Source organism: Myxococcus sp. AM011 (genome assembly GCF_013372595.1).
GTDB lineage: Bacteria > Myxococcota > Myxococcia > Myxococcales > Myxococcaceae > Myxococcus > Myxococcus eversor.
This window is the reverse complement of record NZ_JABXEM010000016.1, coordinates 43,491-59,432: the sequence shown is the minus strand read 5'-3', so window position 1 is coordinate 59,432 and position 15,942 is coordinate 43,491. Positions and strand designations below refer to the sequence as shown.

The following is a 15,942-nucleotide window of genomic DNA, read 5'->3' as shown; positions in this document are numbered from 1 at the left end:
GGAGGGTGTGGGCGAAGAGCTTCGCCCAAGCCCCCAGCAGACGCCCAGGCCCGACTGCTCGTTCCATCGCCCTGGTCCAGCACGACCCACACCAGGGGGTCCATCCTGGGTCGTCCCGGCATCACTGTGCCGGGTTTTCGGGCACAGCCAGGCTTTTCTCTTCACCCGCGAACCAAGCCCAGGAGATCTCCATGTCGAAGTCATGGAACGTCGTCATGTGCAGTCTGGCCTCGCTGTGGATGGCCTGTTCGGGCGGCCTCGAAGATCCGACCCAGCCAGACCCCGCTGGTGAGATGCGATTGTCTGTCAGCGGCCTGACTGCCCAGCAGCTCGACAGTCTGGTCATCAGGGTGCAGCCAGCCAATGTCTCTCAAGCCCTGTCGTACTCCGCGACGACGGACACCTTCGTGGGCACGCTCGTATTGCCCGTTGGAGCGCAGAGCCTGACGGCGCAAGGTTACGTCGATGATGGCGCGGGAAACCCCATGCTCGTCGCGAGCGGCAGCGCCTCGGTGGACGTCATCGGAGGAGCGAGGGTAACGGTCCTCATGCGCCTCCAGGACCTCACCCCTCCCGTCCCACAGCCCGACATCGCGCCCTTCATCCGCTCGGCGAGCATCACCGGTACGCCCCGCGTCAATGAGCTCATCGGCTTGAGCGTGTCGGCCATCGACCTCGATGGAGACCCGCTGACCTATCAATGGACGAGCAACTGCCCGACGAGCGTGTTCACCCAGCCCACGTCGTTCTACACCCAGTGGGGAACCCGTGATGCGGGCCCCTGCCGACTCCAGGTCACCGTCACGGCGCGCGGCGTGACCGTGAGTCAGAGCATCAACGTGAACGTCGCGGCGCTGACGACTCCGCAGACCGGCGAGGTCGACGTGGAGGCCGAGTACATCGCCCGGCCGCTCGTCACCGCCATCCACATCCAGGGCCCCGGCCTCAGCGCCCGCCAGTTCCTCCGCCAGGACGCGGTGACGCGGCTCCCCTTCGTGGGCCCGAACCGGACCTTCCAGGTGGAGTTCTTCGTGGACTACGGCAACGGCCACGGCACGCGCACCGCGACCCTGGAGTCGACGTGCGGCACCGTGGTGCGCGGCACCGATACCTGCGCCACCAGCCCCGCCCCCGCGACGTGCTCCGTGCAGTACGCATGGACCACTCCGGCCCTGCCCAGCCCCACCTGTGTGGTGAAGGCCCGGGCAACGAATGGGACGCTGGCGGACTCCTTCGCCATTGGCACCATGGTGGACTGGGTCCCCTGACCGGCAGCCCCAAAAGACCCCACATTCCTGGGATGGACCTGCCCGGGTGATACCCACCACCCTTCTCTCCCGCCGGACACGCACCGTTCGCAAGAGGAGAGAGCCACGATGCTCACGCCGCTTCCACTGTCACGCTTCGCGACCCTGCCCCTCGTCCTCATCTGGGTCGCGCTGGCACTCGTGAGCCTGGCCTTTGGACTGGGTGGGTTCTTGAGCCCGTGCCGGTGGACCCCTGAGAGGGCACTTGCTCGCGCGTGTTCACCGCGCCCCGCTCCGTGACTGGAGCGGGGCCATGCACTCCGCCTACTCTGGACGGATGCTGAGGCGGATGCTGCCGACATCCGTGTCGCTGTAACCATCCACGACGATGGTGATGGCCTGCTGGGCCGTCAACGGGACACGGACTTCCGTCGTCCCGTCGTACCGGCTCCTGCCGTCGCAGGCCAGGACCGCCACGGGCTCACACGAGCGCGGGTACACCGCGACCACCGTACCGATGCTGGAGCCTTCCGTATCAATCACATACGTCCCCGTGGCGGGCGCCACCCAGAAGAACACCTTCTCGGGTGCGTCCGACGGGTAGTCACAGGTATCGACCTCGTGACGGATGCGGCTGGGGCCAGACGTGTTCGTCGCGGTCCAGATGGGGAGCGGATCCGTCAGGTCGACACCCTCGACGCCCTGGCAGTTGGCGCGCTCCGTCGTCCCCGAGGCGGATTGGCAGTCCGGGTCCAACGGATAGTCCTCAAGCCCATCCCCGTCGTTGTCAGCGCCATCGGAGCACACGGGCAACACCGGCGGGTCCTCCTCGGACTCCCCCTGGCGCGAGTCACACCCCGGCTCGTCGGGGTAGTCGACACGCCCGTCCCCGTCGTCATCCCGCCCGTTGCCGCACGCGAACGGCAGCTCCACCGTCAGCGTGAAGTCGACCGTGGCCCAGGCCTCGACGACGACCACCACTCGCTCGTTGGCCGCGAGGGTCGCGACGCCCATCGCGCCTCCCGGGTCGTTCCGGGACCTGCACGAGGTGAGGACTTCGCCTCTGCATGACTCCTCGCGCAGCGACAGGAACGGGCGGGCGTCATTGACGGCACTGTCCACCCGGAACCGATACGTCCCCGAGATGGGCGCCACGAAGTCATACGCCCGCGCCTGGGTATACCGGTCGTCATTCGTACACCCCGCCGACGCGGCGATATCCGTGACACGCGTCGTTCCCTGGATGACCACCGGCCCCAGCGGCAGCCCCTGCGTCGAGAGCAGCTCTCCGCAAACAACCTCGTCGTCATCCGCGGCGCTCAGACAGGACGGGTCGCCCGACGAGGCCGTGGAGAAGTCGATCAGTCCATCCCTCTGGCCCACGGGCTCGCTGTCCATCTGGTCGCCGCAAGCAGGCGCCGGGATGGGGTCCTCCTCGAAGTCGTCCAGTGGATCGGAACACCCGGGGTCGGTGGGGAAGCCATTCTTCCCATCGGCGTCCGAATCCATCCCGTCACCGCAGCGAGCGTCGCGGCATTGGAACTCGGTGGTGGACACCCCTCCGCCGGCCAGGTCTTTGGGACGACAGAGCTGGAGCTCAGAGCACTGGAACCAGGGCTGTAACGGATCACACGCCGCGTCGTCATCGAGGAGGCCATGCACATGGAGATGGGCCGTCCCTGTCCCTTCCGCGATGGCGTAGACGACCGCGGCCTCGTCCACGCGCGCGCTCGTGAAGACCTCCGACGACTCCGCAGGCTTCACGCCACACGTGATGGCCCGGTCATCGTCGGCGCACGAGTTTCTCAGGGACAGGCCGCTGAGCTGCGTCTCCGCCCCTACGATGATCAGTCCGGGCCCCGGCATGCGGATGCCGACCACCCGGTCCACGTGGTGCGCTGTCGAGCAGGTCAGACGATGGTCATCCGCCGCCCCACCGAAGTCGAGCGGGAGTACGGCCGTCTGGTCCAGGCCGACACTGGCTTCCTGTGTCAGGTCGATGGGTGCCGTGCAGCTCTCGCCATCTCCGTCCTCAGAGACTCCCGCGGCACTGCCACAGCCCGGGTCCTCGGGCCAGTCCACGAGCCCATCTCCGTCATTGTCCTGGTCGTCCGAGCACGTGGGCTCGGAGGAGGGGTCCATCTCGTCGTCGTCCTCGGGAGACTCGCAGCCCGGATCGCTCGGGTAGTCATGGACGATATCCCCATCGTCGTTGTTCTTCCCGTCACCACACTGGTTCCCCTGGCAACGGAACACCGGTGAGCCATCCAGCGACTGCTCGCCTTCCTCTTCGCTGCACACGCCGTGACCGCAGACGAAGTTCGAGTCGCCGGGCGTGCACTTCGCGCCAATTCCCAGGCGCGCCCGCTCCAGCAGGATTCCCTGGGTGCCACCCAGGGACGGGATGTACACCTTCGCGTTCTTCGACATCGGCCCGGTCGTCATGCTCTGGACCGAACCCGGCTGGCACATCGCCTGGCCTTCGATCGGCGTGCATCCGTCGGGTCCAGCCATGTCCTGGACGAAGATGAAGAACGGCAAGTTCCAGCTCCCCGTCGAGGTCAGCGTGAGACTTTCCACCGGGCCGTCGAACGGCAGGGAATGCCATGAGCCTTCCCAACTTGGGTTCGCCACGCCACACGGCCGTTCGACAGGTGTTGCTTGCGAACGGAGCACCGGTCGGAAGTTGACGCCCTGAGGAATGGGGACCGCGGCCGTACAGGCAGCGCCCGCGTTCGCCGCATGCACGGGCAGCGTCAGTGGCGCCGAGGTGGCCGACGCGTTGAGCATGTCGACCGCGGACGCAGTGAACACCGCCGGCTCCTCCGCTGCGGGCGTGAACGAAGCTGCTTTTTGGTAGCCGAGGTACACGCTCACCGACACGGGCCCCTCGCTCAGCAGGAGCGAGCTCCCAGCGAACACCTTCAGCGACTGGAGCTGGCGCTCGTCGAAGAAGGTCGCAACCACCGTGGTGGGGATCCCCACGACCGCATAGCTGTTGCGCGCGGAGAGCGAGAACCAGGGCGCGCGGTTCGCCACGACCGGCTCCTCATGAGTCTGAGTGACGCTCCTGCCACGAATGTCGGTGCCAACAGCGGATAGCCTGAGCGTGCCCTCCGTGAGCGTGAGAGGAGCCAGCGTGATACTGCAGATCCCCAACTCCGGGCAGTCTCTGGAGGCGGGAACGACGTCTCCATTCGGGAGCGTCGCGACCACCGACAACGTCGACATGCCCAAGTCATCCTCTGCGGAGATCTGGTAGCCGATCGAATGCCCGGCGGCCAACGGCAGGTTCGTCGGCCACGAGACTGTCCCGAAGGAGAACCAAGGGTCCGCGTTCTCGTCGATCCTCACCTCCGTATAGAGCCGCGCCTCGTGCCCCATCTGGTCGATGGCGAGCGCCATCACCACCACGGTGTTCTTTCCCTCCAGGCGTGGGTCCGTCAGGAGCGGCAGGAAGAAGGAGGTCTCCAGCGCGCCGTCCAGGCCGCCGCCGATGAACTCCGGGGTCCCTCCTCCCTCGATTTGCGTGGGGCTCACATACGTCGCGCCGTAGATGACCCAGGCACTCACCGTGTCCAGATCCCCATCGACGTCCGTCGCGTTGACCTGGACGTTGGCTTCGGTCCCCTCGACGCGAGCGTATTCCGCCGAGAAGTGATCGATGGTCGGGATGGCGACGGGCGCCAGCAGGACGTAGCTCCGCACTCCCGAATCGAGCCGCTGCCCCAGGGTGTCTTCGACGACGACCCGCAGCGTCACCACGTCACCCGTCTGCTTCCCGGAGAGGTCCAACGTGAAGTCGAGCGTATTGCGCGCCCCCTCATCCGAGGAGAAGTTGCTCGCGACGACTTCGCCATCGACATACAGCCGGAGGGTCGACGGCCCGTCATCCATCGCCGACAGCTGAAGCACGTTCTTCGCCGGGCTCGCGAACAAGCGACGGGGCATTCCCTGCAAATCCGAGGGAGGACTCGCCGAGCCAAGCACATGGATTGTCACCGACCCGCGCGCCGGCTGGCCCAACGCGTCGACCACGTCGACGTAGAGTTTCCGGTCGTCCACCAGATGGGTGGGGAGCCGGACCGAGCCGGAATAATACCCGTCCGTGCCCACCTTCGGCGTCAGCACCCCCAGGAACACGTCCTCCAGGCTCGCGGTCACCGTGTAGGGCGGAGTGCCGCCCGACACCTGCGCGGTGACCGGAATGGCCTGTCCCACGGCGAGCCGGGCGTACCAGTCCGGCGCGTACACTGACACCCACGGTTCTCCCTGAGCAGGCGGAGCCGCCACGCGGATGATTCGCTCTTCGGACAGGCCCTCCACGCCCTGGACCGCTCGGGCGCGAACCTGGAGCCGCAGCTCCGAGCCCGGCAGCGCGGTCTCCGGCACCCACCACTGTCCGGAGGCGGCGCCTGGCTCGAGGTGCGCGAAGGGCACCCCATCCACCAGCAGCAGCGCATCGTCCACGCGGGCCCCCGACACTCGCGCGTCGAACGGCACCAGCGTGCCCGGCGCCACCACGAGCGGCGCCGCGGAGAGCTGCAGCGTCGCGGTCGGAGCCGCGAGCGACGGAGGTGCCGTGAACACCGTCACGCCCGTGAAGCCTTGCGCGACGACAACGTGGTCTCCCGCCAGCACCGCATCCCTCGCGTCCGGAGCGGCCAACGTGGCCTTCAGCGCCGGAGTGGTGGTCGCGACATCCCAGAGCTGCACGCCCTGCTCCGTGGTGACCAGCGCCAGATGCCCCGCCAACCGGATGCGCCGCACGGGCCCCGGCGTCGACACCGTGCTCCGCGCCACCAGGTTCCCCACGCTGTCCAGCGCGTAGATCCGGAAGCCGGCGTCATTGCCCGCGAGCAACAGCTCCCCGCCCAGCGCCACGGCGTTCGTCGGCTCGCTCGCGATGCTGTCCCGCCGCAGGATGTCACCGGCGCGGTCCAGCTCCATCCACGTGAAGCCCGCGGGGCCTCGCGCGATGACGGCCCGGCGCTCATCTCCCGCGATGTCGAGCGTCGGCCCCTGCAGGTCCAACTTCTTGACGGACAGCACGTCCGGCAGGCTGGCCGTCGCTACGACCCCCGCGCTCACCGTCCACAGCCGTCCGGACGTCGCATGGAACCGCTCCACGCTCCCGACGCCAGAGGACAGCCTGGAGCCACGCGTGCTGTCCACGACGAAGGCCCCCGAGGTGTTCGCATCCGTCAACACGGACATCGCCGTTCCATTGAGCAGGAAGGTGTCCCCGCCCACACGCTCGATCTGACGCACGGCCTTCAGCGCGGAGACCGACTGCGACTGCGCGGGCCGCGACGGAATCGCGAGGTCCACCAGCGACGCCCCACCCAGCCCCGCCGCCACGACGACGCCGCGTCGCGCCGGAGACAGGCCCACCACCGCATCCGTCGTGGGCCAGGTGCCCATGACCGGGGGAGTCGTCCCATCGGACGTTCCTTCCGACAGCACCTTCAGCACCAGCCCCGACTCGGTCGCCGCCAGCAGCACGCCACCCGACACGCGCAACGCCCGCGCCGACAATGACTCCTGCGCGAGCACTCGCGGCGCGTACGGTTCACGCACGTCCACGGTGCGCAGCACCCCATCGTCGCCCGCGACGTAGGCCCGGCCGCGACTGACGGCCAGCGCCCGCGTCCCGGTTCCTAGCACCGCCTCGCCCTGTGCCACCAGGCTCGACGTGCCCACCGCCACCACCTGCACACCTCGCGTCATTCCCGCCACCAGCGTCGCGCCATCCACGTCAACCAACCGGACGTTGTCCAGGAGGTCCGTGAAGGTCTGTGAGGTAGGCACCGCCACCGGGCGCGCGTAGAGGCGCTTGAGCGACGCGTAGAACATCCGCTCACCCGTCACCGCCAGCAGCGGCGTCGTCACATACGGGACCGAGCGGCTCGCGTAGGAGTCCAACCGGGGCGCCGCGCGCTGGGTCAGGATGACTTCATCGATCCATGGCTGGCCCTGTTCCGCCACGAAGGCCCGGCTCGCCGCCTTGAGCGACATGACCGACGTGGTCTGCGTCGCTCCCACGAGGCGCGGCTGCTCCGGTCGCGAGACATCCACGACCTTCAAGCCGCCCTCCACCATCGCCACCAGGACATGACGTCCCTGGACGGCCAGCGACAGCGGAGTGCCCTCGAGCCGCACCATCCCCAACGGCGACACAGTCACCGTCGTCGCGTCACGCACCATCCGGCCCACGGCGACGCCCTTCGGAGTCGCCGCGAAGACCAGCTCACCGAGCAGCGCGACATCCACCGCTCCCGCGAAGTCCCCGGCGACGACGACCGAGCCGTCGGACATCGTGGGCGCCACCACCTCGCGCACCCTGAAGTCCGCGGAGCCACCGTCGCTGACGTTGCCCTGGAGGTCCTTCGCCCAGCCCTCCACGCGGAGCACCGTGCCCACCGGCGTGCCCACCGGCACCGTGTAGCTGAGCAGCGGTCCTCCCGTGGCCACCAGTGCGTCACCCAGCTTCACACGCAGCCCCTGCTCCACCACCGGCAGCGAGCCGTCCGTCGCCGTCAACTTCGCGGTCACCATCGAACCCGCCGCCACCACCGTGCCCGCGGGAGTCACGTCCAGCGCGGCAATCGACGGGAGCGTCTCGTCCGGAACCACCAGCACCTGGGTGTGCGCCACGGACTCGCGACCGTCGCCGTCGACCAGTCGCGCCGTCACCCACGCTTGGATGCTGCCCGCGCCCGCCGCCAGCAACGGCATCCTCGGAGTGGCCACCGTGGCCGGCGAGGCGAGGAGCAACTGCTCCGCCACCGTCCCCTGGCTCGGCCCCACGGCGAAGCTCACCGTGTAGCGCTCGGGCACGTCGCCCTGGAACGCCACCGTCATCGACACCGGCTGACCTTCCGAGGCCTGGGCGACAGCGGGCGTAATCGTGAACGGCGTGCCAGCCGGCTTATCATTCGTGAAGACGAGCACGGACCTGGGCGTGGAGATTGCCGTCTCGCTACCGTCCGTCGCGGTCGCCACCAACGTGACGCCATGTCCCGTTCCGGTGCCCACCAGGGGAACCGACAGCACCGCCGACAGGGCCGGCGACGTCACGGTGACGCTCCGGAGCACCGCCGCGCCGTCCATCAGCGACACCGTCACAGACGTCACCCGCGCCGGATCCACGAACCGGGGGACCACGGTCATGCGCGCGCCTTCCAGCACCTGCGCGGGCGCCTCCAGGCTCACGAACTCCGGGCCGGACGTCGCGGCCACCAGGGACACCACATCCTCCGCCTTCTCGGAGTTGCCAGCCTGGTCGTGCACCCACAGCTCCAGGTGCGCGCTCGTCCCCGTCAGCGGCAGGTCCACCGCGTCCGGCAAGCGGCCGTCGAGCACCTCCACCGTCCGGCCGTTCACCTTCAGCTCGGACACGTAGCCATTGAACGGGTCCACCTCGTCGCTCACCCCAGTGGTCAGCGCGAGCCGGCTTCCCGCCACACCCGTCCCGGGCGCGACCAGCGACACGACAGGCTCGCCAGGTCCACGGCCCAGCGGCAGCCGCGCCACGCTTCGCGCGTCCGCGGTCAGGATATCTCCGGCCGTGATGACCGCCGCTCCCGTCAGGGTGGGGTAGCGCCCCACTGCCACGGGATAGGCACCGCCCGACACGAGCTCCGAGCGGACGTCATGCACCCGAAGTCCCTGGGCGCTTCCCACGACGAGCCACGGCCCGAACACGGAGGCGGACTGTGCCGGGGCATCCAGCACGGCACCCTCCGGCGTTCCAATCCGCGTCAGGTCGCCCCCCGTCTCCTCGAAGCAACGCAGGGAGGTTCCGCCCAGCACGCAGGCCCTGTCCTCCCCCGCCGCCACGACCAGGTCCGCGTCCGCCATGGGCGCCGATGCCTTCACCTTGGGTGCATGCGGCGCGGACACGTCCACCGACGTCAGGCTCGACTCGCCCAACACCAGCGTGCGCGTCCCGCTCACGGAGATTCCCTTCACGGGCTCGCCGGGCAGACGTCCCGCGAGCTGACCCGAGGCCGTATACACCTCGACACCCTCATCCGTTCCCACCATCAGCAGCGCACCGCGCACCGCCGCCATCGCCGTGGGCACGCGCCGCACGTTGACCGTCGTCACCGTCAGGTCCGGCAACGACAGCAGCTCGACCACGCCTGCGCCTCCGCGACGCACCGCCACCGCGAGCCGGTCCTCCACGAAGGCCAGCCCCACCCCGCGCCCCTTCACCCGGCGCGTGCCGATGACGGCGAGCGTGGAGCGATCTCGCAGCTCCACCACGGCCTCTCCCACGGAGTCCTCGCGCAGCACCGCCCACGCGTCGCTCCTCGCGGCCACGGCCACCACCGGCAACGAGGGCTCTGGATTCACGCGCTCCTCCTCCCGCGCGAACACCGCCAGCGCACCCGTCTTCACGCTCGCCAACCGCTGCGAGCCCGTCTCCAGGGCCTCCACCCGGGCCACCACCGGCGCGCCTTCCGGACCGCGAGGCAGCTTGTAGCGCCCCTCCGTCCCGGAGAACGCAACGCCCTCCACCGTGAGCGAAGGCACGGGCGTCATCGCCCCGGCCTCGGCCTCCACCTGGAGCTGCGAGCCCCCCAGCCACATCGGCCCCACCGGCCGCGTCGCGACCTGGATGACCGGTGCGGGCTGCGAGTCATTCTGCACCAGGAAGCCCTGGACCAGAGGCTCGCTCTGGATTCCATCCACGTCCGTCGCCACCGCGCGCACCGCCACGCGATACGGCTTGTCGTTGACCAGCACGGGCACCCGGAAGCGATGGCTCCAGGGCTCGTGCGTCAGCGTCACGGACTGCAGGTCCAGCTCCAGCCGGACGGACGCGACACCCGCCGGCGCGCTCACGTCCACCACCACTTCGACCTCGTTGCCTTCCCGCAAGGTGCTGCCCACGCCCGGCGAGCGCAGACTCACCACCGGCTTCGTCGCGCTCGACGCGGCGCCCAGCACGGTGAGCGCCACCGTCGACTCCGCGTCGTTGCCTCGCGCATCCACGGCGTACAGCCGCAGCTTCACCTGCGTGTCCTCGGAGACGGACGGCGCCACCCAGCGCACCGGTCCGGGGACTCCCGCGAACGTGGCGATCTCCTTTGGCGCGGTCGTCCCCACCAACTGGTGGATCGTGGTGCGCGTGACGCGGTTGTCATCGGCCACGCTCGCGCGCAGCTCCAGGCTCGCGCCCGAGGGAATCTTGGCGCCCGGGGTCGGCAGCAGCCAGGCCACCGTCGGGTCCTGCACGTCACGCTCCACCATCACCTGCAGCAGCGCGGGTGCGGAGGTCTGTCCACGCGAGTCCGTCGCCACGGCGACCAGCTCGTGGACCTCGCTCACTTCTCCCGTCAGCACGAGCGGGAGCGTCTCTTCCAGCACGCTCGTCGTCCCCGCCAGGCCGGTGACACGGCGCAGCGGCTGTCCGTCCATGCTCAGCTCGATGGAGCTGAGCTGCTCGGGGTCTTCCGCGGAGACTCGGAGGGCGAGCGTCTCGCCTTCCTTGCGCTGCACCGCCGCGAGCGCGGGCTCCGTGAAGCTCACGGTGGGCAACCTGTCGTTGGTCAGGTTCACGATGGCCGTCACCGTGGCGTCGTTGCCACTGCCATCCACCGCGCGAGCCACCAGCGTGGACGTGCCTCCGGCCGGGATGCTCCGCCAGGTGTGGCGGTACTTCGGCTCGTACGGCGACACCCTCGCCAGCGCCTGGCCATCCACGGAGAGCTCCAGGTTCAACGGCCCCGGGCCCGTGTCCGTGCCGGACACCACGAAGGTGTACTCCGTGCCCACGCCCAGCGTGGAGTTGTGCACCGCCGTCGTGCGTCCGTCGAAGGCCAGCGCCACCGTGGGGTCGAGGACGTCCACGGCGTAGAACGTCTTCGACCGTGGCGCGGGCTGCACGTTGCCCACGACATCGTAGACGTTCGTCAAGGTCAGCATGTAGCCCTTGGTGGACTCGAGGTTGGCCGCCCCCGCCGGTCTCGTGAAGGTCACCGTCGATCCAGACACGCTCAAGGTGCCCGCCAGCGCCGTGCCGGTCGTGACGTTCGTCATCACTGCCGTGGTGAGCGCCTCGGGAGCCACGCCCAGCCGCACGGGCTCGTCGAACGTCGCGCTGAAGATCTTCTGCGCGAGCGGCACGAAGCCGGTGGGCAGGTACTCGGGCGTCTGGGTCGGCGCCTTCAGGTCTCCCCGGTGGAGCGACTGCTCCAGCACCAGGCTCGCGCCCGGCTGGGAGAGGTGGAGCGGCACCCAGCCCGTCCCTCCCGCGGGGATGCGGACATCCACGCGGTTCGTCGCGAAGTTCGCGAGCTGCGCGGGAGGACCGCTCTGCGTGAAGCGGACCTCCAAGCCCCGCGTGAAGCCCGTGCCCGTCAGGCGCACCCACTGCCCCGCGTGGTCGACGCGGTTCGGAGCGACCTCGGAGACGGAGAGCGGCGTGTTGTAGACGAAGCCACCGGGCACCTCCGCCACGTCGTTCCCGCTGACCACGCGCACCAGCACCGGCCCCGCGTGCTGCGTCGCCGGAGCGAGCACCCGCAACTGGGTGGCCAGGGCCTCGTGCGTCGGGTCATCCGCGGCCGGCTTCAAGCCGAAGAACACCCGCGAATCCGGGGTGAAGCCAGAACCGTCGATCGTCACGACGGTGCCACCCGTCAGGGGGCCATGGTCCGGGGAAACCTCGGAGACGGAGACACCGGAAGCCTCCGCGCCGCCACGGAACGAGTACGTCCAGTCCCCGAGCACGGTGCCGCCCTTGTAGGACGTAGGCCCCAGGGTGATGCGCGCGGAGTAGTCCCGACCGGGCACGAGCGCGCTGGTGGGCTGCGACCGCAGCGTGGATCCCGACCGTGTCACCGTCACGGGCAACACCGTGTTCCCCTCCAGCAGGAGGATGGACGACCCGGTCACCACCGACAGGGCCAGCTCACTCGCGACGGACACCGACACGGGCGCGTTCAGCGGCAGCGCGCCTCCGGGCCGGGGCGACAGGTGGCGCACCGTCGGGTACGGCAGCGTGTCGAAGAGCTGCGTGCGACCCGACAGCGTCGTCACCAGCACGAAGCCATCCCCCACCAGCGGACGGGGCTGGTAGCTGGCGGTGTGCGTGAAGAAGGTCCGCTCGACGAAGGTCGTCGACGGTGTGGTGTCGATCCACGACGCACGTCCCGTGCCCGCGGCAATCAGCCACGGCCCCGAGAGCGCCACGGCGTTCGGCACGCTCGCGGACTCGCCATTCGAGGTCCAGGAGCCCAGAGACCTGGGCGCCGTCGGGTCCATCGCCTCCAGGACGTACGCGGAGTTGCCCGCCGCCACGGCGATGCGGCTGCCCTCCACGGACAGGTCCATGGCCATCCCCGCCAGCCCGCCCACGGTGCCCAGCACCTTCAGCTCACCATCCTTCAGGCTGCGCAGCTCCACCCGCGAGACCTGGTTCTGCTCCAGCAGCACCGCCAGGGCATCTCCCACCACACCCAGCGCGGCGATCCGCGAAGGCGACAGTGAGTGCTGCGCCAGTACCACCAGTTGGTCTCTCGACTGGCCCGCCTCGCGCATCTCGCCGAGCAGCACCAGCTCGCCGCCACCCGCCACGGCGACCGTGCTGGCCCCAGGGCCCACGGCCACGGACGTCAGGAACGCGCCCGCCACCAGGGGAACGCGGTCCAGCTCCACCGGTGCACAGGGCACTCCCGGGCCACTGCCACACGCGCCCAGGTCATACCGAACCACCACGTTCGTCCCGAGCAGGACGGCCCGGCTTCCCGACACCGCCAGCGACATGGCACCGCCCACGCCGGGCACGCGGCCCAGCTCAAGCTTGTTGCCGGACGTCGACAGGTCGATGGCGACCAGGTCGCTGTCCCGCGCCTGCAGCAGCGTCGTCCCCACGAGCGCGCTCGCGGGCCCACCGGCCTGGAGTTCCTCGCGCTTCGCCAGGGTGAAGGTGAAGCCCCCCGCCAGCACACTGCCCACCGCGCTGCCTCCCGTGGGCGTCTCCACGCGCACGTCGACAGGCCCGACGATTCCATCCGGCACCTTCGCCGTCAGCACGCCCGACACGTCCACGGTCGTCGCGCTCGCCGGCACGCCGGAGAACGTCACCCGCGAGCCGGCATAGAAGCCCTCGCCGAAGAGGCGGACCTGCGCGCGGCTCATCGTCTCCGCGAAGGTCGGCTCCACCTTCGTCAGCTTCGGAACCGGCAGGTAGCGATAGGCACCCAGCCGCGACACGGACAGGCCATCTGGATTGCGGACCTCCACCGAAGCCGCGCCCGCGACGCCAGGAGGCGCGATGACCTGGATGACCTTTCCACCCTGCGACACGGCGCAGCTTCCCCCGGACGTCGCGCCCGCCGGCTTGCCGCCGACAAGCACGGTGCAGCCCGACATGAAGCCGGTGCCATGCAGCGTCACCGTCTCACCACCCGCCGTCAGGCCGTAGGCCGGGCTCACCTCGCCCAGGGTTGGACCGGAGACGGTGGCCTGCGTGGCCGTCTGGAACCGAATCTCCGTGTCCGTGCCCAGCTCACCGCCCTGCAGGTCGGCCAGGGCGCTGCCCACCTTGAGCACGTAGCGCGTTCCCACACTCAGCGCGGGCGACGGCGTGAAGGTGGCACGGGCACCGCCCTCGTCCGAGCGGGCCTCCACCGAGCCTGTCACCGCCTGGCCCGTCGACGTCTCCAGACGCACCTGGTCCAGCGTGCTCGTGCTCGGCAGCTCCGACAGGAGCACCGTCGGCTTCGTCCCCACGGGCACCGTCTCACCCTCGGACGGAATGGAGCCACGCACCTCCAGGTGGTCCAGCATCACCGAGGCGATGGTTCCCGCCAGCGCTCCATCCCCCGTGTCCGGCGACTGGATGGGCAGCTCCACCGCTCGCCCGTTCTTGTCGAGCACCAGCGTTCCCACCATCAGGTACTTGTCCATCATCGCCAGCGTGTTGGCGTCGCCCTGGACCAGCGCATGCTCCAGCGCGGTGGGGCTTCCCGCGTGCGGCACCCGGAAGCGCTGCACCTTGCCGCCACCCGCCGCCACGTACGCAATGCCCGCGGCCACCCGCGTCTGCTCCGCGGAGACCCGGCCATTGCCCATCACGTCCGCGAGCAGCAGCGCGCCCACCAGCGACGGCTGGTTCGGCGTCTGGAGCTCGATGACGGACACCTGCGCCTTGGCGCCGAGCGACACGTAGGCCCGCGAGCCCTCCGTCGTGATGTGGCGCGCGGAGGCGATGAGCGGAACCTCTCCCACCTGATCCAGATCTCCCCGGCGCGCATCCAGCACGAGCAGCCGGGTTCCCCCCGCCCCCTCCGCCGAGGCGAGCAGGTAGTGGCCATGCAGCGCCAGCGCCGTGACGCCGCCCTGGATGAGCCGCTGGTACGTCTGACGCGGCTGGGGATTCTCCGTGGTCCGGTATGCACGAATGCCCGCGGCATCCGCCGCGTAGACCATGTCTCCCCCGGCCGCCACGGCCACCGTCGCGCCCGTCCCCGGCAGCGAGTACGTCACCGACGAGGCGGAAGGCCGCGTCACGTCCACCACCTTCAAGCCACCCGTCCCCGCCGCGACGTAGAGGACGTTGCCCATCTTGGCCAACTGGTATGCCCCCGACGTCCCGCTGTCGCTGAACATCACCCGCGCCATCTGCCGGACCGCTGTCTGCTCGGACAGGTCGGCGATGAACAGGCCGCCCTGGGACTGCGAGCGCAGCCCTCCGCCCTCGACGGCCGCGCCGTTCGGGCCGGTGACGTCCACCTCGCCACCGATGGAGGCATAGAGGACGCCACGGTCCACCAGGACGTGCCGCAACGGAGGCGTCTCCAGCCGCGCCGTCGCTCCCGCGCCATAGAGGAATGAGCTGGCGCGCACGGCTTCGCGAGGCTGGGTGCCACCGTCATGCGTGGGAAGCACCAGGCGCGCCTTCACATCCACCAACCCCGCCGCATGGGGCGGAGCCACCGCCGTGGCCTGACCCGACGTGCGCACGTTCACCGTGAAGGAGTGCGCGTCGCCGAAGAAGACCTCCATGCCCGGAATGAAGCCAGTGCCCGTGAGGGCCACTTCCACGCCACCCTGCTGGCTCGCATGGTCCGGAACCGGCGCGCTCAAACGGAGTTCGTCTCGGTACGTGAAGGCGCCCAGCCGCGTCGCCTTCATGCCGTTCGCGTAGCCCACCTGCACCGCCGCGGGCCCAGCGACCGACGACGGGGGAATCCGCACGGTGAGAGCGCCCGTCTCGGCGTTCCACACCACGTTGCCCTCACCGGTGATGGGCGCACCACCCACGGACACCACAAGGCCCGCGCCACCCAGGTGCGTGCCGTCGATGCGCACTGTCGTCGTCTCGGTCCGTAGACCACTCGACGGAGTGATGGTGGTGATGGCGGGCATCAGGCGGCCGGCCAGGTCCACCTTGAACTTGAAGAAGACCGACGTCGCCAGCGGACGCGACAGCCCGTCCTCGGACAGCGTGGACTTCACGCCGCCCGCCGCCAGGGACACCTCCACCTGCTCACCGGGCTGGAAGACGTCCGCCATATCGGGCGTGAAGAACAGCGACGAGGTCCGCAGGGCGGTCGCCTCCACCCGGCTGACACCCGTCACCACTCGTCCAGCGGGGAACGCCGTCGAGAAGGCCTTCACGCTGAAGGCTCCCGGCACCAGCGAGTCGAGCGCCACGGGCAGCGAGAAGTCGATGCGG

General features: G+C 69.7%; 2 protein-coding genes (1 of these 2 cut by a window edge). One reads left to right on the top strand and one right to left on the bottom strand.

Features of this window, described 5'->3' with window-relative positions:
• The first annotated feature begins 191 nt into the window (after positions 1-191).
• Positions 192-1,268, top strand: a complete 1,077-nt coding sequence (locus tag HUW62_RS05540) for a hypothetical protein (RefSeq protein WP_176433794.1) — start codon at positions 192-194, stop codon at positions 1,266-1,268.
• Positions 1,269-1,571: 303 nt separating this feature from the next.
• Here the strand turns inward: HUW62_RS05540 and HUW62_RS05535 are convergent, their stop codons facing one another.
• On the bottom strand, positions 1,572-15,942 hold the 3' end of the coding sequence (locus tag HUW62_RS05535; protein ID WP_176433793.1) for an IPT/TIG domain-containing protein. The gene runs 17,729 nt beyond the window's last position; 14,371 of the gene's 32,100 nt are visible here — the last part of the coding sequence; its start codon lies off the right edge, out of view — the gene reads right to left on this strand; its stop codon occupies positions 1,572-1,574.

What these genes read in the sequence shown, in the direction of transcription:
- HUW62_RS05540 (WP_176433794.1), top strand. Translation starts at nt 192, where the DNA reads ATGTCGAAGTCATGGAACGTCGTCATGTGCAGTCTGGCCTCGCTGTGG.